General features: G+C 52.9%; 20 protein-coding genes. 18 read left to right on the top strand and 2 right to left on the bottom strand.

Features of this window, described 5'->3' with window-relative positions; genetic code table 11:
• The first annotated feature begins 146 nt into the window (after window positions 1–146).
• The 4 genes from INT19_RS09700 (at window position 147) to bla (ending at window position 3,298) form a co-directional block, all read left to right on the top strand.
• Window positions 147–1,043, top strand: coding sequence for a LysR substrate-binding domain-containing protein (locus tag INT19_RS09700; RefSeq protein WP_193060593.1), 897 nt, complete (start codon window positions 147–149; stop codon window positions 1,041–1,043).
• Window positions 1,044–1,132: 89 nt separating this feature from the next.
• A complete protein-coding gene (locus INT19_RS09695) occupies window positions 1,133–1,672 on the top strand; it encodes a GrpB family protein (RefSeq protein ID WP_193060592.1) in 540 nt (179 codons plus the stop codon).
• Between the two features lie 94 nt (window positions 1,673–1,766).
• Window positions 1,767–2,333 (top strand): GNAT family N-acetyltransferase, encoded by a 567-nt coding sequence (locus tag INT19_RS09690; protein ID WP_193060591.1) that lies wholly within the window; start codon window positions 1,767–1,769, stop codon window positions 2,331–2,333.
• Between the two features lie 116 nt (window positions 2,334–2,449).
• Window positions 2,450–3,298, top strand: a complete 849-nt coding sequence (gene bla, locus INT19_RS09685) for a class A beta-lactamase (RefSeq protein ID WP_442311499.1) — start codon at window positions 2,450–2,452, stop codon at window positions 3,296–3,298.
• Between the two features lie 97 nt (window positions 3,299–3,395).
• On the opposite strand, the gene INT19_RS09680 is transcribed toward bla, so the two are convergent.
• On the bottom strand, window positions 3,396–4,718 hold the full coding sequence (locus INT19_RS09680) for an erythromycin esterase family protein (protein ID WP_193060590.1): 1,323 nt from the start codon (window positions 4,716–4,718) through the stop codon (window positions 3,396–3,398).
• A 188-nt stretch (window positions 4,719–4,906) separates the two neighbouring features.
• Between INT19_RS09680 and INT19_RS09675 the strand changes: the two genes are divergently transcribed.
• Window positions 4,907–5,359: a GNAT family N-acetyltransferase gene (locus tag INT19_RS09675; RefSeq protein ID WP_193060589.1), complete on the top strand. Its 453-nt coding sequence runs from the start codon at window positions 4,907–4,909 to the stop codon at window positions 5,357–5,359.
• A gap of 23 nt (window positions 5,360–5,382) precedes the next feature.
• On the opposite strand, the gene INT19_RS09670 is transcribed toward INT19_RS09675, so the two are convergent.
• Complete coding sequence (locus INT19_RS09670; RefSeq protein ID WP_193060588.1) at window positions 5,383–6,270, bottom strand: LysR family transcriptional regulator; 888 nt, start codon at window positions 6,268–6,270, stop codon at window positions 5,383–5,385.
• A gap of 197 nt (window positions 6,271–6,467) precedes the next feature.
• Between INT19_RS09670 and leuC the strand changes: the two genes are divergently transcribed.
• From leuC to INT19_RS09605, 13 genes are all read left to right on the top strand, one after another.
• Window positions 6,468–7,919 (top strand): 3-isopropylmalate dehydratase large subunit, encoded by a 1,452-nt coding sequence (leuC, locus tag INT19_RS09665; protein WP_193060587.1) that lies wholly within the window; start codon window positions 6,468–6,470, stop codon window positions 7,917–7,919.
• 3 nt (window positions 7,920–7,922) lie between these two features.
• Complete coding sequence (gene leuD, locus INT19_RS09660) at window positions 7,923–8,570, top strand: 3-isopropylmalate dehydratase small subunit (RefSeq protein WP_193060586.1); 648 nt, start codon at window positions 7,923–7,925, stop codon at window positions 8,568–8,570.
• Between the two features lie 42 nt (window positions 8,571–8,612).
• Entirely contained in the window at window positions 8,613–9,692 is a 1,080-nt protein-coding gene (gene leuB, locus INT19_RS09655) for a 3-isopropylmalate dehydrogenase (protein ID WP_038483705.1), read from the top strand.
• 128 nt (window positions 9,693–9,820) lie between these two features.
• Window positions 9,821–10,933 (top strand): aspartate-semialdehyde dehydrogenase, encoded by a 1,113-nt coding sequence (asd, locus tag INT19_RS09650; RefSeq protein WP_089038162.1) that lies wholly within the window; start codon window positions 9,821–9,823, stop codon window positions 10,931–10,933.
• 168 nt (window positions 10,934–11,101) lie between these two features.
• On the top strand, window positions 11,102–12,628 hold the full coding sequence (locus INT19_RS09645) for a type IV pilus assembly protein FimV (protein WP_193060585.1): 1,527 nt from the start codon (window positions 11,102–11,104) through the stop codon (window positions 12,626–12,628).
• Between the two features lie 24 nt (window positions 12,629–12,652).
• Entirely contained in the window at window positions 12,653–13,612 is a 960-nt protein-coding gene (gene truA, locus INT19_RS09640) for a tRNA pseudouridine(38-40) synthase TruA (protein ID WP_193060584.1), read from the top strand.
• Complete coding sequence (locus INT19_RS09635; RefSeq protein ID WP_089038165.1) at window positions 13,609–14,244, top strand: phosphoribosylanthranilate isomerase; 636 nt, start codon at window positions 13,609–13,611, stop codon at window positions 14,242–14,244. The genes truA and INT19_RS09635 overlap by 4 nt, the downstream gene beginning before the upstream one ends.
• Window positions 14,245–14,330: 86 nt before the next feature.
• Window positions 14,331–15,569 (top strand): tryptophan synthase subunit beta, encoded by a 1,239-nt coding sequence (gene trpB / locus INT19_RS09630; RefSeq protein WP_038483713.1) that lies wholly within the window; start codon window positions 14,331–14,333, stop codon window positions 15,567–15,569.
• Between the two features lie 8 nt (window positions 15,570–15,577).
• Complete coding sequence (gene trpA, locus INT19_RS09625; protein ID WP_089038166.1) at window positions 15,578–16,381, top strand: tryptophan synthase subunit alpha; 804 nt, start codon at window positions 15,578–15,580, stop codon at window positions 16,379–16,381.
• 90 nt (window positions 16,382–16,471) lie between these two features.
• Window positions 16,472–17,491, top strand: coding sequence for an acetyl-CoA carboxylase, carboxyltransferase subunit beta (gene accD, locus INT19_RS09620; RefSeq protein WP_193060583.1), 1,020 nt, complete (start codon window positions 16,472–16,474; stop codon window positions 17,489–17,491).
• Window positions 17,484–18,827 (top strand): bifunctional tetrahydrofolate synthase/dihydrofolate synthase, encoded by a 1,344-nt coding sequence (gene folC / locus INT19_RS09615; RefSeq protein ID WP_193060582.1) that lies wholly within the window; start codon window positions 17,484–17,486, stop codon window positions 18,825–18,827. The genes accD and folC overlap by 8 nt, the downstream gene beginning before the upstream one ends.
• A 42-nt stretch (window positions 18,828–18,869) precedes the next feature.
• Window positions 18,870–19,514, top strand: a complete 645-nt coding sequence (locus tag INT19_RS09610; protein ID WP_193060581.1) for an SPOR domain-containing protein — start codon at window positions 18,870–18,872, stop codon at window positions 19,512–19,514.
• Window positions 19,515–19,517: 3 nt separating this feature from the next.
• Window positions 19,518–20,108: a CvpA family protein gene (locus INT19_RS09605; protein ID WP_193060580.1), complete on the top strand. Its 591-nt coding sequence runs from the start codon at window positions 19,518–19,520 to the stop codon at window positions 20,106–20,108.
• Window positions 20,109–20,126 lie beyond the last annotated feature (18 nt).

Below are 20,126 nucleotides of genomic sequence, written 5' to 3'. Positions count from 1 at the left end.
AGAAATTTACCGGAGTGGCAGAACGCCTTGGAATGAACGCTTACACCCAAGCCACGGAGGACAGTGTTTCGTTTTCCCCGAAGTACGACAAACGAATAGTACTAATATCAGCCATCAGTGGGGCTGATGGATAGAGGCCTCGTTAAATGGATATGGATCTCCTGCGCACCTATATTGCCGTGGTTGATACCGGCAGCCTTACCCGTGCCGCGCGTCAGGTGCACCGAACCCAGGCCGCGCTCAGTATGCAGATGAAGCGGCTGGAAGAGCAGGCCGGCTGCAGCTTGTTCTTTAAAGAAGGCCGCAATCTAGAGCTCACCAACGAAGGCAAACGTCTTGTCAGCTACGCTCGCCGATTGTTGGCAATGCATGATGAGGCGCTAGTTCAACTGAGATCGAGCGCCGCTTTACCGACGTTGCGTATTGGCAGCCCCGATGACTACGCCCAGAGCCTGCTACCTTTGTTGGTAGATACCCTTCATAATCAACACCCTAGTGTTCAGCTACAGCTGATATGCGCGCCTACCATCACGTTGAGAAAGCAGCTGGATGAGGGAGCGCTGGACTTGGCTATCCTGACGCGAGCGGCCAACAGTGATGAAGGCCATGTGCTGATGCTTGATAAGGGAATTTGGATACAGCACCCGGAATTTGACTGGCAGCAGCACGAAACATTGCCTTTGGCTCTGTATGAAGCCGACTGCAAATTTCACAGCTCGGCTTTGGATGGCCTAAACAAAACACGCCGCGCTTACCGCATTAAGGCGCTCAGTGCCAACGCTGGAGCCTTGATGGGGTTGGTTCGGCAGGGCAAGGCCATCACGGCGGTGGCGACGGCTTCCTTGCCGAGTGATTTGGTCGAAGTCGATGCTGCCCATGAAATGCCGGCACTGCCTAGTATTGATATTGTGCTGGTTAGCTCTTCCTCTGGGCATCCTTTGGTGTCGGTGAGTTGGGCGGGTGATTTGGCAAAAGCGTTGTCGCTTAGGCTTCACGACGCACAGAAAATAACCGAGGTCTGTCGCTATGAACGTTCAGTTTAGGCGTGGTAATAACATCGCCACAGTGACCGGACGGGTGTACATGGCCATGGTTATTTTTGATCAGGTTGATGTTGCAAGGGATAGTGACGATGGATGAAGCAGAGTCCCTTAACAGGGCGATTAATGAGGAAGTGGTAATCTTTCCATATGATACTAACTGGCAACGAATGTTCGAGGAGGAGCGAGAGCGCCTCTTTGATTTGTTTCCAGATGATTTTTTGGCGATCGAACACGTTGGGAGTACAGCCGTACAGGGGCTTTCTGCCAAACCAGTTATCGATATCTTGGCTGGCGTGGATTCGATGTCACGTGCCGACAAATTAATGGAACCGTTGTGCCGCGCAGGCTATGCAACATCAATGGCGTTCAACGCTTCGCTAGTCGGTCGGCGTTGGCTTATGCGGTGGGCCGAGGGGCGTAGGACGCATCACCTACATCTCATGGTTTACGGTAGCCGTGAATGGGATCAGCGCTTGGCATTTCGGAACATACTGTGTGCCAATGCTGAGCTAGCCCAACGGTATGAGAAGAATAAGCGGTTATGGGCGGCAGAATTTAAGTCAGATAGAGAAGCATATACTGCTGCCAAAACGGGTTTTATCCTGGAGGCACTGAAAGGTGCAATATAGATAGCCTAGGTGCGATAACCGCTTTGCGTTGCGGTTGCGCCTTTGCTGTAAAGCTGCACGTGTTGGCGGCGTTATGCAAAAAAAGGAGGCATAAATGTCAGAAGGGTTGTTTTTCCCAGTGATCGAAACCAAACGGCTAACACTGCGGCCATTAGCAGCCGATGATTCGGAAAGCCTGCTAGACATATTTTCTTCCCCTGAAGTGATGAAATATTGGAATACGGCACCTTGGTCAGGTATTCAGGACGCTTTGGATTTTATTAATGTCAGCAACGGTTCGATGCTGCGTGAAGAGTCACTAGTACTTGGGGTATATCTGAAGTCAACAGGTGAGCTGGTGGGTAAGTGCATGCTATTTAACCATGACAAAGAGTCTAAACGTGCTGAGGTCGGCTTTGGCTTAGGCCAGCACTATTGGGGAAAAGGCTATATCAATGAGGCGGGTGAAGCCTTGATACAGTATGGCTTTAATGCACTGGGGCTTCGTCGTATTGAAGCTGAAATTGACCCAGATAATCACGCCTCAGCGAAAGCGCTCGAGAAGCTTGGCTTTACTCTAGAAGGGGTGCTTCGACAGCGATGGGAAGTGAATGGTGTTGTCTCTGATTCCGCCTTATATGGAAGGTTGGTAAGTGACCCGTCGTCAAACTCCCTCGCTTAATAAACCTTCCAGGCCTTGTGTGCGACGGGCACCATGCTTCTACCCCTCGTTATAGATTTTATGATTTTAGAAGGATGATGAAAGTGGATTGCAAACAACGAGTTTCGCGCTGGGTTATGTCGATTTGCTTAATAGCGGTTCCTTCTGTGTTGATGGCTCAGGATGATAACTTGCTTATAGAGGTTGATCGTATAGAGAATCAGTTGGATGCACGTGTTGGTTTTGCAGCCTATGACCTGGAAACTGAGCAGCGCTGGGAATACAACGCAGACCAACTGTTCGCAATGTCCAGCACCTTTAAAACCTTAGCGTGTGCATCGTTGCTGCAGCGTGTGGATGAAGGAAGTGAGCAACTCGAAAGACGAGTGAAAGTATCTGCTTCTGACATTGTCACCTATTCACCCGTTACCGAAGCGTATGCGGATAACCGGGAAATATCGCTGTTTGAACTCTGCGAAGCGACGATGACAACCAGCGATAACACCGCGGCTAACCTGATCTTGCAGGCGATTGGTGGACCGCAGGCCGTGACGGAGTTTGTTAGAGAGCTGGGAGATAGTGTCACGCGTTTGGACCGTTGGGAGACAGAGCTAAATGAGGCTGTTCCAAGTGATGAGCGTGATACCACCACGCCCAATGCAATGGTAAGTAACCTTGAGAAGCTGGTGGTGGGAAACGCGCTATCGCCCCAGTCGAAAAACCAACTGCGTGAATGGTTGGTTAATAATGAAGTGGCTGATGGCTTGTTTAGGTCACAAATGCCTGATGAGTGGGTAATTGGAGATCGAACGGGAGCCGGTGGTTTTGGTTCAAGATCGATTACCGCTGTTATATGGCCGCCCGAGCGCAAGCCCATTATCGTAGCATTTTATATCACCGAAACTACCGCATCATTTGAAGACAGAAACACCGCGATAGCTGAACTGGGAGATGTAGTCAGAGGCATGGTGGAGGCGAATAGGTGATTGCTTTGTGAGCCTTAGTCAGTATTCATGTTTCAGGCGATACTGAGGCGGTGCCAGGGCGTAAAGAATGTAGGTGGTGTTTTAAAGAAAAGCCCTCTTACAAGGGCTTTAGTGCTTGGGTCTCGCCAAAATAAATAAAGCTGTCGTAACGACGCGTCAGGATGGTAGGCACATAGGCTTCGTTAGGAGGACGATAAATCACGCCAATGGCGCGTTGGTGGCGTGGCGTTAGCAAATCACCTTGCCGAGCGGCATCATCAAACACAAACAGGCCCTGGGTAATCCCGCTTTGGTGCAGCAAGCCTTCATAGCTTTCTGGGTGTGCGGGCACGACCGTCATCACTAGTTGTTCGCTCCCCCAGTCCGAGCTGGCAATAACGCTGCCTTGGTTAGTCCCGAAGCCAACAATAAAGACATCGTCTTCACCTTCAGTGGTGCGCAGTAAATGCCCGATATTAACTTCGCCACGATTACTCATGCCGGTGGCAGCTGAATCCCCCACATGAGTGTTGTGCGCCCACACGATCCCTCGGCTTTCTTCACCATGTCGTTTGGCCAGACGTAAGAGTGCTTCATGCATAAAGCGGGCGCGGGCGTTCCAGGACTCCGGCCCTTGCTGCGTTGCTCCGTAAAATTGTGCCTCTGCACGCTTTGCAACCAGAGCATTTTCGCGAGCAACCCATGTCGCTTTGTCGGCGTTTTCTGACTGATCACCTAAATGATTGTGTAAGAGCTGGGAGGCTAGCGCCATCTGATCATTAAGGCGTGTTCCGCCATGCACCAAGTGCTGGGCGTAACCGCGGAACTCTTCTGGGAAGTCGAGTATGTCCCGGTAGGCTGCGGCCACCTGCGGGTAGTGGTCAGCGTCGTGTTGCTGGAACCAGGCCAGTACATGTTCCATAGAGTCTTGTGGGTCTTGCATATCAATGCCAAAAACACCTACCCGCTGTTCCATAGGCAATTCGGTATTGTGGGCGCGCAACCAATCAAGAAACGCTGCGAAATCCTCATTGACCCACATCCAGCGTGGCCAGCGAATAGCGTGATTGCGCAGTAGTGTGCGGGCATCACCTTCAGCGGAGTTGCGCAATTTAACGTAGTCGTTCAGCCGATAAATGGCTTGCCAGTCGCCCTCTACTGCTATAAATGTGAAGCGGTGGTTGGTTATCAGCTCTCGGGATATTTTGGCCCGCCAGTGATAGTATTCGTGAGTTCCGTGGGTCGACTCACCCAGCAGCACGAAGCGGCGCTCACCGATGGCGTCATACAACGGGGAGAGATGATTGGGCTCAGAGAGAGGGAGAACATTGTCTGCAAAAAAGTCGCGGGTGTGTTGCTCCGATGCGGGTGCTTGAGCCGTAGTGAAGGTAAAGGCCAGCATCAATAGCAACGGCCATCGTCTTATTGGTTGTTTTAGCATGCAGTACATCATCAACCCTCTTTTGATTAATCTGCAAAGACGGCTTGCTCCCATACGCTCTTTTTTACCACCATCTGCAGTGTATGACACTCTTTGGGTATTGACCGGAAGTGGCATGGGCTATGGCGTGCTACTTGCTGAGTCGTATTCTTATCATGGGAAATTGAGCAGTAAGGGAGTGTGTGCGAATGGCGCTGCATTTTCGAAAAACGCAAAGCAATGATGTGAGCGCGCTTTTTGCGGTGCGCGGTAAAACCCGTGATAACCCCATTTCCAAGCAGCAGTTGGCTCAAATGGGGATCACCCATGCTGCAGTCGTTGAAGGGCTTGAGTCTGGAGAGCTTTATGGCTGGGTGTGTGTAAATCAAGATAGCGTTGTTGGGTTTTGTACAGGCGATATGGCGACGGGGGAAGTGTTGGTTCTCGCGGTGTTACCTGATTTTGAGGGGCAGGGGGTTGGGAAGCAGTTGCTTAGTGACGTGGTCGATCAACTCCAGCGCAACGGTGCAAATCCGGTTTGGCTGGCAGCCGATAGTAACGCGCGCGTTCGCGCTCATGGGTTTTATCGTCGGTTGGGATGGCTGCCTACGGGTGACGTGCTAGAAAATGGTGATGAAGTTTTGGCGTTGCGCGTAACATAATAATTTCATGGGTGCCCACATTGCTATACGCGGGTGCTTTCCAGCTCTTCAATCATTTTTTTAGCGGCATTGGAAAGTGTACGACTGGTGTGGACGAGATAGCCCAACGGGCGCTGGATGGGGGCGGTGTCTACATTGAGTTCGATGAGTTCGCTATCGATCATGTTTTCAGGTAGCAGGCTCCAGCCCAGACCCACGCTACACATCATTTTCAGCGTTTCTAAATAGTTTGTCGCCATGCTGACGGGAAGCTGTAGGCCCACTTCGGCAAAACGTTGGCCAATCAAGGTGCGAGTAAAGGTTTTTGCACCTGGCAGCACGCAATTGAATTCACATAATTCAGTCAAGCTGAGCGGGCTGCTGGTGTGGCGGGTACGCTGCGCCAGTGGGTGGTCGGTGGCGCAGACAAAACACAGCCGGTCGCGCCATAGCTCTACCACGTGAAGCTGTTCAACGGGGTGGGGGGCGAGAGTGACTATTGCCATCTCCAGCGTGCCGTCGACCACGCCTTGGTAGGCTAGCTCTGAGTCCAGAAAGTGCAGGTCTAACGCCACTTCCGGGTGGCGATGCGTGTATTGTTTTAAAAGCGGCGGGAGACGGTGCAGGCCGATGTGGTGACTGGTGGCTAGCATTAGCTTACCGCCTACTTGGCCGGAAAGATTGGCGAGTGCTCGGCGGCTGTCTTCCACGGTAAACAGTATGTGCTGTGCTTTGGGAAGTAATACATTGCCCGCTTCGGTCAGCGCAATACGCCGCCCGATGCGGTCAAATAACCGGGTGCCAAGTTGGTCTTCCAGAGTAGCGATGCGTTTGCTTACTGCAGGCTGCGTTAAATACAACTGTTCCGCCGCGCGGGAAAAGCTCTGGGTTTCGGCAACAGCCAGAAATGCTTGCAGGCTTTGAGTATCCACTTGCGACTCCCTGAACAGGTATTTATCACTAGGTATTTAATAGGTGCTACTGAATAAGCATTCCAGTTTGGAATCTAATCTATGAATAACATGAATTGCTTTTATGCGCGACTCGCGTGACACTGCCCATATAGTCACATAAGCAGCACGTAGAGGCTGCCATACCGAACTAGCAGGGCAATGCCCAGGAGAGCAACATGTCAGGTCAAACGCTTTACGACAAACTCTGGAATCAACATTTGGTGAAACAGCGTGACGACGGCACGGCGTTGATCTACATCGATCGTCAGTTGCTTCACGAAGTCACCTCGCCCCAGGCGTTTGAAGGACTGCGCCTGGCTAATCGCAAGCTCTGGCGTTTAGATGCTAACTTGGCAACGCCTGACCACAACGTGCCTACGACGGTAAAAGAGCGCGCTGAAGGCAATAGCGGTATTAAAGACCCCGTGTCGTTAATCCAAGTACAAACCTTGGACGATAACTGCCTTGAGTACGGCATTGAAGAGTTCAAAATCAACGACCCGCGCCAGGGTATCGTGCACGTGGTAGGCCCAGAGCAGGGCGCAACGTTGCCCGGTATGACCGTAGTGTGCGGCGACTCCCACACCGCTACCCACGGTGCGTTTGGTGCCTTGGCCCATGGTATTGGCACCTCAGAAGTTGAACACGTTATGGCGACCCAGTGCTTGCTGGCGCAAAAAATGAAGAACATGCAGGTGCGCGTGGAAGGCGAGCTTGGCCTGGGCGTGACCGCTAAAGACGTGGTGTTGGCGATTATTGGCAAGATTGGCACCGCTGGTGGTACGGGCTATGCCATTGAGTTTGCCGGTAGTGCGATTGAGTCGCTCTCTATGGAAGGCCGCATGACCGTATGCAACATGGCCATTGAAGCGGGTGCCCGTGTGGGCCTGATTGCCGTCGATGACACGACGGTTGATTATCTGGCCGAGCGTCCCTTTGCGCCCACCGCAGAGCAGTGGGAAGCCGCCGTAGCCGACTGGCGCACTCTGGTTTCCGATGCCGACGCGCAGTTCGATAAAGTGGTCACTCTGCAAGCTGAAGAGATCGAGCCCCAGGTCAGTTGGGGGACTAGCCCGGAAATGGTCACCGGTATTTCCGGCCAAGTGCCAGACCCCCAAGCCGCGCTGGATGACACCGTGCAGCGCAGCCATGCGCGTGCCCTCGAATATATGGGCTTGCAGGCAAACCAGAAAATTACCGATATCAAGCTCGATAAAGTATTTATCGGCTCCTGTACTAACTCGCGTATCGAAGATTTACGCGAAGCGGCCAAGGTAGCGAAAGGCAATAAAGTCGCTGGCTCGATTAAGCTTGCCATGGTGGTGCCGGGTTCTGGTTTGGTGAAACGCCAGGCAGAAGCAGAAGGCTTAGATAAAATCTTTATTGAAGCTGGCTTTGAGTGGCGTGAGCCGGGTTGTTCAATGTGCTTGGCAATGAATGCCGACAAGTTGGGCGCTGGTGAACACTGTGCATCAACGTCTAACCGCAATTTTGAAGGTCGCCAGGGTTACGGTGGTCGCACACATCTGGTGAGCCCTGCGATGGCCGCGGCGGCAGCGATTGCTGGTCACTTTGTTGATGTACGTACCTTACCCGCTAACGACACTAGCCACGCGCAGGAGGCCTAAGCCATGAAAAAGTTTGAACGTTTAGAAGGAATCGTAGCGCCGCTTGACCGTGCTAATGTCGATACCGATCTGATTATTCCGAAGCAGTTTTTGAAGTCGATTAAGCGCACTGGCTTTGGCGTGAACCTGTTTGATGAACTGCGCTACCTGGATGAAGGCCAGCCAGGACAAGACTGTTCGCAGCGCCCGCTGAACCCAGATTTTGTCTTGAACCAACCGCGTTACCAAGGTGCTGAAGTGTTGCTGGCGCGCCGCAACTTTGGCTGTGGTAGTTCTCGTGAGCACGCCCCGTGGGCGCTGGAAGATTTTGGTTTTAAAGCGGTGATTGCGCCAAGCTTTGCCGATATTTTCTACAACAACGCTTTTAAAAACGGCATTCTGCTGATTACCTTGGAAGAAGACGTTGTTGACCGCCTGTTTACGGAAGTGGCAGGCAGCGAAGGCTATCAATTAGACGTAGATTTAGAAAACCAACGGGTCATTACACCCAGTGGCGAAATTCTCGAATTTGAAGTCGATGAGTTTCGCAAGCACTGCCTGCTGAACGGTCTGGACGATATTGGTATTACCCTGCAGGACGAAGACGCTATTCGCGCGTTTGAAGAAAAACATCGCCAGCAGCGCCCGTGGTTATTCCGTCAGCCTGCGTAAGTGTTCATTCACCTTTAACGTTTGAAATGTTAAGGAAATTGCATGACTCATAAGGTATTACTGCTGCCGGGTGATGGTATTGGCCCTGAAATTGCGGCTCAGGCGGCCCGCTTGCTGAAGGCCTGCCAGGAAGCTGGTTTGGATATCGACGTCGAAGAAGGCCTTGTCGGTGGCTCTGCTTACGATGTTCACGGTGAGCCACTGCCTGCTGAAACGCTAGAAAAAGCCAAGGCAGCCAGTGCTATTTTGCTGGGCGCTGTTGGTGGCCCTAAATGGGATACACTCGAAGACCTTTCCAAGCGTCCTGAAAAAGGCCTGTTAGGTCTGCGGAAAAACTTAGGTTTGTTCGGCAACCTGCGTCCGGCCATGCTTTATCCGCAGTTGGCTAGCGCCTCTAGCTTGAAGCCGGAGTTAGTGGCTGGGCTGGATATTATGATTGTCCGCGAGCTTACCGGTGGCATTTATTTCGGCCAGCCACGTGGCATTGAAGAGCGCAACGGCGAGCGGGTGGGTTTTAACACCTACATCTACTCTGAAAGCGAAATTGAGCGCATTGGTCGCGTCGCCTTTGAAATGGCTCAGAAGCGTGGCAAAAAACTCTGCTCGGTGGATAAAGCCAACGTGTTGGAAGTCACTATTCTGTGGCGTGAAGTGATGGAGCGTTTGGCACCGGAGTACCCGGATGTTGAGCTTTCCCATATGTACGTGGATAACGCCGCCATGCAGCTGGTGCGCGCGCCGAAACAGTTTGATGTGGTAGTGACGGGCAACATGTTTGGCGATATTCTTTCCGATGCCGCTGCCATGCTTACCGGCTCTATCGGAATGTTGCCTTCAGCATCGCTAAACGAGAGTGGGCAGGGCATGTACGAGCCTTGCCACGGTAGCGCGCCGGATATCGCTGGGCAGAATATTGCTAACCCGTTAGCGATGATGCTGTCGGTCGCGATGATGTTACGCTATTCATTGAATGAAACCGCCATGGCTGAGCGCATTGAAGCCGCTGTTGGCAGTGTGTTGGATGATGGCTTGCGTACTGCTGACATCGCCTCTGAAGGGACGCGACGTGTCTCTACCGATGAGATGGGTGATGCCGTATTGGCGGCCTTCGCAAAAAATTAAATTATGTATAAAGCGTGCTAACTAATTGACGCTGAAAGGTATTAACAGTCGGCCACCCTGGGGGTGGCCGACGTTGTGTCTAATATTTGTGTATAATATCGCTCTCATTCTTAGTTGGAGGACTTCACATGTTGAAAGTCGGTTTCGTGGGATGGCGTGGCATGGTTGGCTCAGTGCTGATGCAGCGCATGCAGGAAGATGGTGATTTTAACGGTATTGAACCGGTATTTTTCACCACCTCCCAAGTTGGTCAGCCTGGCCCCGATATCGGCGTGGACGTGCCTCCACTGAAAGATGCGTTTGATATTGATGCGTTAAAAGCACTGGACGTGGTGGTGACCTGTCAAGGTGGCGACTATACCAAGCCGGTTTATAAAGACTTACGTGAGGCGGGCTGGAAAGGCTACTGGATTGATGCGGCCAGCACCCTGCGTATGGAAGACGAAGCGACCATTATTCTGGATCCGGTCAATCGTAAGGTGATCGATAACCAGTTAGCGAAGGGTGCTAAAACCTTTGTCGGCGGCAACTGCACCGTGAGCCTGATGCTGATGGGCTTGGGTGGCTTGTTCGAAGCAGACATGGTCGAGTGGATGACCTCCATGACGTACCAAGCAGCTTCCGGCTCAGGCGCCAAGCACATGCGCGAGCTGTTGAACCAGATGGGTCAACTACGCGACAGCGTAGGCGAAGAGCTTAAAGATACCTCTAGCGCGATTCTGGATATCGACCGTAAAGTGACGGCTGCGATGCGCAGTGGTGACTTCCCCACGGATAATTTCGGTGCGCCGTTAGCGGGTAGCTTGCTGCCATGGATCGATACCAAGCTTGATAACGGCCAAAGCCGTGAAGAGTGGAAGGGCAGCGTTGAGACTAACAAGATCTTAGGTTTGCAAAATAACCCGATCCCCATCGATGGCCTTTGCGTGCGCATCGGTGCAATGCGTTCTCACAGCCAAGCGTTCACTATTAAGCTGAAGCAGGATGTGCCGCTTGACGAGATTGAAGATCGCATTGCTAAGCATAATGAGTGGGTTCAACTGATCCCGAACGACAAAGACGCTACAGTTGCTGGCCTAACGCCCGCTGCTGCGACTGGCACGCTGCAAGTACCGGTCGGTCGTCTACGCAAGCTGAATATGGGCGGTGAATACTTGTCAGCCTTCAGTGTTGGTGACCAGTTGTTATGGGGTGCTGCCGAGCCGCTCAAGCGTATGCTGAAGATCTTACGCGAGCAGTAGAGCACGCCACGCTTAAATAAAGGCGTTGATAAAAACGGGAAGCTGTTCGCAGCTTCCCGTTTTTTTATTCTCTGGGTGTGGTAAAAAGGAGGCAGAGTGTGATTTTGCTAAGTAAATGTAAGAAAGTGTGGCTTGGCCGCGACCAAATAAAAGGCAGCAGAGGCCTTTATGAGAAAACAGTTAACAGGGATGTTGGGGCTATCGCTGAGCGCTATTAGCCCGCTGGCAGTGGCGCTTGGGTTGGGCCAGGCAACGGTAAGTTCGCCGTTAGATGCGCCGCTTGAGGCCACTGTGCCGCTTCAGGAAAGCGAGCGCTTCGCACTGAGTGATTTACGTGTCGACCTGGCAAACGAATCGGCGTTTAGAGCGCTGGGGTTGGAGTGGACACCCCTTACGGCAAGTATCAGTGTTCAGGTTCAAGAGCAGCCAGCTGGGCATCGACTTTTGCTGCGCTCTTCCCAGGCAGTTCATGAGCCATGGTTGGATCTACTGTTAACGATTTCTTCGCCAGAAGGGCGGCAGACGCGCGCTTTAACGCTGTTGTTTGATCCACCCGAATACGCGTTAGGTAGCCCTGTTGACGCCATTGGCTCGGCCGAAGCGACCAGCAGCGCAGCCGCTTCTATGGCATCGGCCGCCCGCGATATTGTCTACGTAGCCAGTGGCGATACTCTTTGGAGCGTTGCCGCAAGGGTGAAGCCAGCCGATGTAACCATTCAACAAATGATGACGGCGCTCGTAGCCGCTAATCCTGCTGCGTTTCCCACTGGCAATGTAGATGAACTCCGTGCAGGCCAGACGCTCAATATCCCTACCCGTCAACAGGTTACGTCACGAACGTCCAGCAATGCTGCCCCGGCGATTCAAGCGATGCGTCAGCCTGTAGACCGTCAGGTTGAGCCCCAAGAAAAATCTGAAAGCCTTAGCGATTCGAGCATGGAGCAGGTGGGCGAGCCAACCCTGGAAAGTGTCGACCAAGGCACTAATCCATCTCCGCAAACATCCGATACTGTCGCCATCGAACAAGTGCTCGCTGAACAGCTGTTGGAGGGTCAGGATAGGCTGCTAGCGGCGCTTGACGAGCGCGAAGAAATGCATGATGAGCTAGCGGTGCTGCGTCAAGAGGTGGCGTCGCTAACCCAAGCATTAAGCGCTTCTCAGCGCGAGCTTCAGCAAGCTCAAGAAATGTCTGATGCGCTGGCGGGGAGTGCCGCGCTGATGGCAAACAGCCATACAGCTAACGAGGTGCCTAACCTGAACCGTTCGCAGAGTGCGTCAGACACGCTTGTTGAGCGCATTACTGCCTATCAATGGCCGCTTGCTAGCACTGCGTTAGCGGTTTTGTTGGGGGCGCTAGTATGGTCTCGCAGACGTCGCGAACGGCAGTGGGAAGATGTTCCGCCCACTTCCTCAGTTTATAACGCTGATACGATGCCACCTGCTACGTCTTCACCTACTACGTCTTCACCTACTACGCCTTCTGCTACTACTGAGCCACCAGCGCGGGATTCATCAACGGCCGATACAGTACCAGCTAACAGTGAGCCAGTACCGATAGTTGAGGCCGAACGGCAGGAGACGTCTTCACCTCCAGGCGTGGGACGCAACCAATATAGAGGAAAGAGCGTCGAGGGACGCTGGGAAGTCGAAGAGGTGGCATTTGAGCCTCGACGTCGGGATAATGGCACACCCTAACTATCTTCTATGTGACGTGGCTTCATGACGCTGTTTTACCATTTTGACGAAACAAAGCCCCTAACGGGGCGCCTAGCGATGGGCATTGAATATGATGGTACGCGCTTTTGCGGCTTTCAGCGTTTGAAGCATGCAGCTTCTGTTCAGCAAGCAGTGGAGGATGCGTTGGATAAAGTGGCCAGCGCGCCAGTGCGTATTCATGCCAGTGGTCGAACCGATTCTGGCGTGCATGCCACACGTCAGATCATCCATTTTGACCCGCCTGTTCAGCGTTCTGAAAAAGCCTGGATTTTTGGCAGTAATACCAATCTTCCTAGAGACGTCGCTGTGCGCTGGGTAAAACCTGTGTCCGATGATTTTCACTCCCGCCTGGGCGCACTTGGGCGTCGCTATCGTTATATTTTGTTGAATCAAATTAGCCGTCCGGTGTTAGAGCGCCACAACGTAACCTGGTGTCGAGATCCGCTAGATGCCGATGCTATGCATCGGGCGGCACAGGCTTTAGTAGGCGAACATGACTTCAGCAGCTTTCGAGCGGCGGGCTGCCAGTCCAAAACGCCTTGGCGGCAAATGCACTTTGTAGAAGTGAAACGCTATGGGCCAATAGTGGTCATTGATATTCAGGGCAATGCTTTTTTGCACCACATGATTCGCAATATTGCAGGGGCGCTGGTCAGCGTAGGGCGCGGCTCACAAGATGAAGGGCACATTGCGCGCTTGCTGGCACTGAAGAATCGCCGAAAAGGCGATGTCACTGCACCAGCCTGTGGCCTTCATTTCGTAGACTCACTTTATGACGAACGATTTGATCTGCCCAAAGAGCCGTTAGGCCCCAACCTGCTCGCATTTACCGGTGAGTGGACCGGGGAGCGTCAGTTACCTGATAATCCGCGCATTGCCGCACGGCGCAAGTTGACGTTTAAGAGTCAGACGCCTTTAAACCAAGAGTCAGCGCCTTCAGAGCAGCAGGAGACCCCATTATGAACGCGCGTTCTGGTCGTACGCGGATTAAATTTTGTGGCTTAACTCGCCATGAGGATGTCGCGCTGGCAGCATCGCTTGGTGTGGACGCGCTTGGCTTCGTGATGTGGCCTAAGAGCGCCCGCAGCATAACGCCTGCTGTGCTGGAAGAGTTGGCAGTGGAAGTACCTGCCTTTGTGACGCGAGTGGGATTGTTTGTTAATCAGCCCGCTGAATTCATTGAGCAGTGCTTACCTTACTTGGATTTAATTCAGTTTCATGGTGATGAGCCAGCCTCGTTCTGTCAGCAGTTTGGACGGCCTTGGATTAAAGCACTTCGCATGCGTGATGATATCGACCTGCACCAGGCGGCGGCTGACTACTCGCTTGCACAGGCGCTGCTATTAGATGCCTATCGACCTGGTATCCCAGGGGGAACGGGAGAGACGTTTGATTGGTCTAGAATCCCCGCAACCTTAGAAAAACCTGTTATCCTGGCTGGTGGGTTAACGGCTGATAATGTGGCTTCTGCGGTTAACCAAGTAATGCCTTATGCTATTGATGTCTCTGGTGGTATAGAAATATCTCATGGCATAAAAGATGCCGAGTTAATGGCATCTTTTGTTCAAAATGTGGCGTTAGCCAGCGCCCATTAAGCTCATTGCGTAGCGTACCCAGCAGGGTGACTACGCCTCATTGTTAGTTCATTTATTGTTTGCCTGTTCTGGCGATCTTGTGAGGTATGCCTGTGACTGTCTCAGCGACTGAAACCAAGTTCAGCGACCTGACCCGAATGCCGGATGCCCGTGGTCATTTTGGCCCCTACGGCGGCCGGTTTGTGTCGGAAACCCTGAGCTTTGCCCTGGAAGAGTTAGAGCAGACCTACCTGAGTCTGCGTGATGATCCCGATTTCCAGGCTGAGTTTGACCGTGATCTTGCCCATTATGTGGGGCGTCCATCGCCGCTTTACCATGCAGAGCGTTGGTCACAGTCGCTAGGTGGTGCGCAAATTTGGTTGAAGCGTGAAGACTTAAATCACACCGGTGCTCATAAGGTTAATAACACCATTGGCCAAGCGCTATTAGCCAAAAAAACCGGCAAGCCCAGGGTTATTGCTGAAACCGGAGCAGGCCAGCACGGTGTTGCTACGGCGACTGTGGCAGCTCGCTTAGGCCTGGAGTGTGACGTTTATATGGGGGCGGCAGACGTTCAGCGCCAGAAGCTGAACGTTTATCGTATGCGCCTATTGGGCGCGCGCGTAATCCCGGTCGAGTCAGGCACTCGTACGCTTAAAGACGCAATGAATGAAGCCTTGCGTGACTGGGTCACCAACGTTGATAACACGTTCTACATTATTGGCACTGTAGCGGGTCCGCACCCTTATCCGCAGTTGGTGCGTGATTTCAACTCGGTCGTGGGGCGTGAAGCGCGCCAACAGTCATTAGCGCAAATTGGGCGCCTGCCAGACGCGCTGATTGCCTGTGTGGGCGGTGGTTCTAACGCCTTGGGCCTATTCTACCCCTTCGTCGAAGATGATGCGGTGGCGATGTACGGTGTCGAAGCCGGTGGCGATGGTATCGAAACAGGCCGACATGCCGCGCCGCTTTCGACGAATGCGCCGCGTGGTGTTTTGCATGGCAACCGAACTTACTTGATGTCTGACGAAGCGGGACAAGTGTCAGACACGCACTCGATTTCTGCTGGCCTCGACTACCCAGGGGTTGGGCCTGAACACGCGCTATGGAAAGATGTTGGGCGAGTTAACTACGTAGCCGCAAACGATAAAGAAGTGCTGGAAGCGTTTCGTGAACTGACGCACATGGAAGGGATTATGCCAGCATTGGAATCCGCCCATGCGCTTGCTCATGCGAAGGTGCTGGCACCGACCATGCGCCCTGACCAGCATATCGTGGTCAACCTTTCTGGTCGTGGTGATAAAGATATCATGACCGTTGCGAACATCGATGGCATTGAGTTTTAAGGGCTAGCATGAACCGTATTGACCAGCGTTTTTCCGAATTAAAAGAGCAGGGTCGTAAGGCCCTGATTCCTTATATTACCGCCGGCGACCCTGCGCCTCAGTACACCGTGGGCTTTATGCATGCCCTAGTAGAGGCGGGGGCTGATATTATTGAGCTTGGCGTGCCGTTTTCAGACCCAATGGCCGATGGCCCGGTGATTCAAAAGGCCTGTGAGCGAGCGCTTAAGCAAGGCACTCGCTTGGTTGACCTGCTGGATATGGTCGCTGAGTTCCGCCAAGTGGATGCTAAAACGCCTATCGTGTTGATGGGGTATCTCAATCCGATAGAGCGGATTGGCTATGAAACGTTTGCTGATAAAGCGGCAAGCGTTGGCGTCGATGGCGTGCTCGTGGTAGATATGCCGCCTGAAGAGGCTGATGAGCTTGGCCCGCTGTTAAAAGCTCGCGATTTAGCAGCGATTTTCTTGGTTGCGCCTACCACTTCCAATGCTCGTGCCGCTACAATATGCGCCCACGGTGAGGGCTATCTCTATTATGTTTCGCTTAAGGGCGTTACCGGTGCTGCTACACTCAATGCTGACGATGTGGCAGAGCATCTCGCGCCCTTGCGCGAAATGACCGATTTGCCATTATGTGTTGGCTTCGGTATCCGCGATGGTGTGACCGCCGCTGAAGTGGCGAAAGTCGCTGATGGTGTGATTGTTGGCAGTGCGCTAGTGAACCGCATTGCAGAGAGCGTTGACGCACCTGAAACCATTGCTGGTCAGCTTAAAAGCGTGTTGGGCGACATGCGCACCGCGATGGATGCCTAAGCGTATCCCCTCATCGTCTACACTGAATTGATTGACGACACTCATCAAGCTTGGCGTTGCTAAGCATGACGTATACGGAAACTTTTTGATATGAGCTGGTTAGACAAGATTGTGCCCTCCATGGGGCGTATCCAGCGTAAAGACCGTCGCGCCAGCGTGCCCGATGGCCTCTGGCGTAAATGTCCCAAGTGCGAAGCGGTTCTCTACCTCCCTGAGCTTGAGAAGCACCACAGCGTCTGCCCCAAGTGCGACCACCATTTACGGTTGACCGCGCGTAAACGTTTGGACTGGTTTTTGGATAAAGAGAATCGCCAAGAGATCGCGGCTGAGATTGAGCCTAATGATCGCTTGAAATTTCGCGACTCTAAAAAATACAAAGACCGCTTAACGGCTGCCCAAAAAGAGACCGGTGAAAAAGATGCGCTGGTTGCTATGCGTGGCGAGCTAGACGGGCTTCCGGTTGTAGCTGTTGCGTTTGAATTTACCTTCATGGGTGGCTCAATGGGGGCGGTTGTGGGCGAGAAGTTTGTCCGCGCGGCAACCATTGCCCTTGAAGAGCGACTTCCGCTGATCTGCTTTGCCGCTTCTGGTGGGGCACGGATGCAAGAAGCACTGTTTTCACTCATGCAGATGGCCAAAACCTCGGCAGCGCTTGAAAAGCTTAAGCAGTCGGGTGTGCCTTACATTTCTGTGCTGACAGATCCAGTGTTTGGCGGGGTATCCGCGTCGCTAGCGATGCTGGGCGATCTAAACATCGCCGAGCCCAACGCCTTGATTGGTTTTGCTGGCCCGCGCGTTATTGAGCAAACTGTTCGTGAAACGCTGCCGGAAGGTTTTCAGCGCAGTGAATTTCTACTGGAGCACGGCACCGTTGACATGATTGTGCATCGCCATGATATGCGTGTTCGTGTTGGTGGTGTGCTGCGTAAGCTGACGCATAATATCGCGCTGCCTGCCGAGAGCGATGTTAGTGACGATGCATCGATTGACGAGCCGTTGGTTGATGAAGCGCCAATAGCCGATGCTGTAGATGTAGCAGGTGCGGATACGCCTGAAACGCATAGCGAAGCCAGTACCGTTCAGAGCGACGATTCGAACCGCAATGTCTAAGTCTATAGCCCCTGACTCTTTAGCTTCTGACGCTGTAACTCCGGAGTCTTTAGCCGAATGGCTGCACTACCTTGAAACCCTACATCCTGTAGGGATTGATATGGGGCTTGAGCGCGTAGCAGAAGTTGCCAAACGCATGGGGTTGCTAAGCCGACCGATTGCAACACAGGTAATTACGGTGGCTGGTACCAATGGCAAGGGGTCGACCCTTGCCATGATGGATGCTATCGCTCGCAGTCACGGTTTACATGTTGGGACTTATACTTCGCCCCACCTAGTGCACTATAACGAACGCGTGACGATCAATGGTGACTATGCTGACGACCAGCGGCTAATGACTGGTTTCTCTCGCGTAGAGGACGCTAGGCTACAAGCGCCTGAAATTAGCTTAACCTATTTTGAGGCGGGCACGCTCTGTGCCCTCTGGTGCCTAGCACAGGAAAACCTCGATTTAGCGCTGCTCGAAGTTGGTCTGGGTGGGCGATTAGATGCCGTCAATATTATTGACGCAGACGTTGCTATTGTGACCACGATTGCTCAGGATCATGCCAATTTTTTGGGATCTGATATTGCCCAGATCGGCCGCGAAAAAGCTGGCATCTTTCGTGCTGCAAAGCCCGCGGTATTAGGCAGTCGACTGCTTCCCAGTAGTGTCGCAGCGGCTGCCGATGCGATTGCCGCTCCTGTTTACTGCCTTGGTGAGGCTTTTAGTCACTCCATTGATGATAATGCTGCTGCTGATGCCGCAGATAGCCCATCTGAATGGAGCTGGAGTGGGCTGAGCTGTCAGGGAGATGCTATTTCCATCGCTGACCTTCCTGATCCTGGTTTGCCGATTGATAATGCCGCAACGGCCCTCCAAGCATTGATCCTTAGCGGGTTAGTGGTGAATGCAGACGCATGTCGTCGGGCGTTTCATGAGGTGCAAGTGCCAGGGCGTATGCAGTGGATAGGACAGTGGTGCCTGGATGTTGGGCATAATCCTCATGCAGCCGATTATGTCGCTAGACGACTCCCATTGGTGCCTGCAGGTGGTCGGCAGTGGGCGCTGATCGGCATGCTAAATGATAAAGACGCTGATGGTGTTATTAGCGCTTTGCTACCCCGCATTACTGACTGGGTATGCGTGACGTTGGAAGGGGAGCGTGGTCGGTCAGCTGACGGACTGGCGGCGCGTATCACATCTCTGGGTGGGCGTGTACATCGTTGCGCCAGTTCCCCAGAGGCTGGAGTGCAGATAATGGCTGAGCAGTTGGCACCCTCCGACCGGGTGTTAGTTACCGGCTCGTTTTTTACAGTTGCGGCCTTGTTGGAAATAACACTGCCGCAAGCTTAATCGGCCTAACCGTTGTGCTCGCTAAGCTTGATGGAGAGGGATATGAAATACGGTAAAACGGAACGCATCAGTGGTATTGTCATTTTACTCGCGTTGCTGGCGATTTTCGTGCCGTGGTTGATGAGTGATCCTGCTCCCCGAGAAGAGCGCCCTCAGCCTACGTTTGTTATTGAACGGCCTGTTGAGGCAACACAGCAAGATGTTCCGGTTCCGCAAATGCCGTCATCTATCAACACGTCCTCAAGTGAAGGTCGTTCTGTAGATAGCGCGGCCAATAGTGTGCCAATTGATGCCAATCCAAGGCAGCCACAAACCGATCAAGCCAGTAGTTCTAATGCTCAGAGTGCTGGAGCAGATGATCCAATTGCTGAGTTAATGGCTGCCAATAACCGTAATAACGCGTCTACCAGCTCTTCTAACACATCATCGAATGCTGCTGGCCCAACATCTTCTTCCCAAGGCGAGTGGGCCGTTCAAGTGGGCAGCTTTGGTGATGCGGGTAACGCAAAGCGGCTAAGCGATCAGCTTTCTCAGGCGGGGTTTAGCACCTATCTACGCGAGCGTGATAATAACCTCACCTCTGTTTATGTTGGACCATATGCGACGTCTGAAGACGGCGAGTCTGCGATGGCGATTATTAAACAGCGTGCCAATGTACAGGGCCTGTTAGTGCGAGTGAGAAATTAACTTATGGCACTTACTTGGATAGACGCGCTTTTCCTGGCGGTGTTGGCACTTTCCATGCTGGCCGGCTTTATGCGCGGATTTGTCAGGGAAGCTCTTGGGCTGGCCGCATGGGTAGTCGCATTGTTGGTAGCGCGCGTCTTGGCAGAGCCGGTAGCGGATCTAATGAGCGGGTTCATCGACAGTTTCGATGCGCGCTTAGTGTTGGCATTTATTTTAGTGATTTTTGCGGTCATTTTACTTTGCGGGATTGTGATCCGCCTTGTTCATGCGGCGGTAGAGTGGGTCGGTATGGGGTTGCTTAACCGCTTTGCGGGAGCTGCCTTTGGGCTTGCTCGTGGCGCTGTCATTTTATTGGTGGCAACCGTCCTTATTACACTAACGCCCTTGGCTGAGTTACAGGCTTGGCAAGAGGCTGAGCTACGGCCGACGTTTATTGAGCTGCGCGATTGGGCGGTAAGCCAGTTAGATCAATGGGAACGGGAGCTACCGCAAGCACCTGACTCGCTCCGCGATATTTCGTTGCCAGATTTCGGCGCTCAGGAAGAGCCAGTTCCACAGTCTTTTACGCCAACATCTGAAAATGGTGGCCAGTGAGTGCGCTGTTTAATGATG

Origin of the sequence: Halomonas sp. 3A7M (assembly GCF_014897875.1) — a bacterium.
Classification (GTDB): domain Bacteria; phylum Pseudomonadota; class Gammaproteobacteria; order Pseudomonadales; family Halomonadaceae; genus Vreelandella.
Note: the sequence above shows the minus strand (reverse complement) of the source record. Positions and strands in the feature narration are given on the sequence as shown.

Coding starts and splice junctions, on each gene's coding strand:
- INT19_RS09700 (WP_193060593.1), top strand. CDS start 147: ATGGATATGGATCTCCTGCGCACCTATATTGCCGTGGTTGATACCGGC.
- INT19_RS09695 (WP_193060592.1), top strand. CDS start 1,133: ATGGATGAAGCAGAGTCCCTTAACAGGGCGATTAATGAGGAAGTGGTA.
- INT19_RS09690 (WP_193060591.1), top strand. CDS start 1,767: ATGTCAGAAGGGTTGTTTTTCCCAGTGATCGAAACCAAACGGCTAACA.
- bla (WP_442311499.1), top strand. CDS start 2,450: ATGTCGATTTGCTTAATAGCGGTTCCTTCTGTGTTGATGGCTCAGGAT.
- INT19_RS09680 (WP_193060590.1), bottom strand. CDS start 4,718: ATGCTAAAACAACCAATAAGACGATGGCCGTTGCTATTGATGCTGGCC.
- INT19_RS09675 (WP_193060589.1), top strand. CDS start 4,907: ATGGCGCTGCATTTTCGAAAAACGCAAAGCAATGATGTGAGCGCGCTT.
- leuC (WP_193060587.1), top strand. CDS start 6,468: ATGTCAGGTCAAACGCTTTACGACAAACTCTGGAATCAACATTTGGTG.
- leuD (WP_193060586.1), top strand. CDS start 7,923: ATGAAAAAGTTTGAACGTTTAGAAGGAATCGTAGCGCCGCTTGACCGT.
- leuB (WP_038483705.1), top strand. CDS start 8,613: ATGACTCATAAGGTATTACTGCTGCCGGGTGATGGTATTGGCCCTGAA.
- asd (WP_089038162.1), top strand. CDS start 9,821: ATGTTGAAAGTCGGTTTCGTGGGATGGCGTGGCATGGTTGGCTCAGTG.
- INT19_RS09645 (WP_193060585.1), top strand. CDS start 11,102: ATGAGAAAACAGTTAACAGGGATGTTGGGGCTATCGCTGAGCGCTATT.
- truA (WP_193060584.1), top strand. CDS start 12,653: ATGACGCTGTTTTACCATTTTGACGAAACAAAGCCCCTAACGGGGCGC.
- INT19_RS09635 (WP_089038165.1), top strand. CDS start 13,609: ATGAACGCGCGTTCTGGTCGTACGCGGATTAAATTTTGTGGCTTAACT.
- trpB (WP_038483713.1), top strand. CDS start 14,331: ATGCCTGTGACTGTCTCAGCGACTGAAACCAAGTTCAGCGACCTGACC.
- trpA (WP_089038166.1), top strand. CDS start 15,578: ATGAACCGTATTGACCAGCGTTTTTCCGAATTAAAAGAGCAGGGTCGT.
- accD (WP_193060583.1), top strand. CDS start 16,472: ATGAGCTGGTTAGACAAGATTGTGCCCTCCATGGGGCGTATCCAGCGT.
- folC (WP_193060582.1), top strand. CDS start 17,484: ATGTCTAAGTCTATAGCCCCTGACTCTTTAGCTTCTGACGCTGTAACT.
- INT19_RS09610 (WP_193060581.1), top strand. CDS start 18,870: ATGAAATACGGTAAAACGGAACGCATCAGTGGTATTGTCATTTTACTC.
- INT19_RS09605 (WP_193060580.1), top strand. CDS start 19,518: ATGGCACTTACTTGGATAGACGCGCTTTTCCTGGCGGTGTTGGCACTT.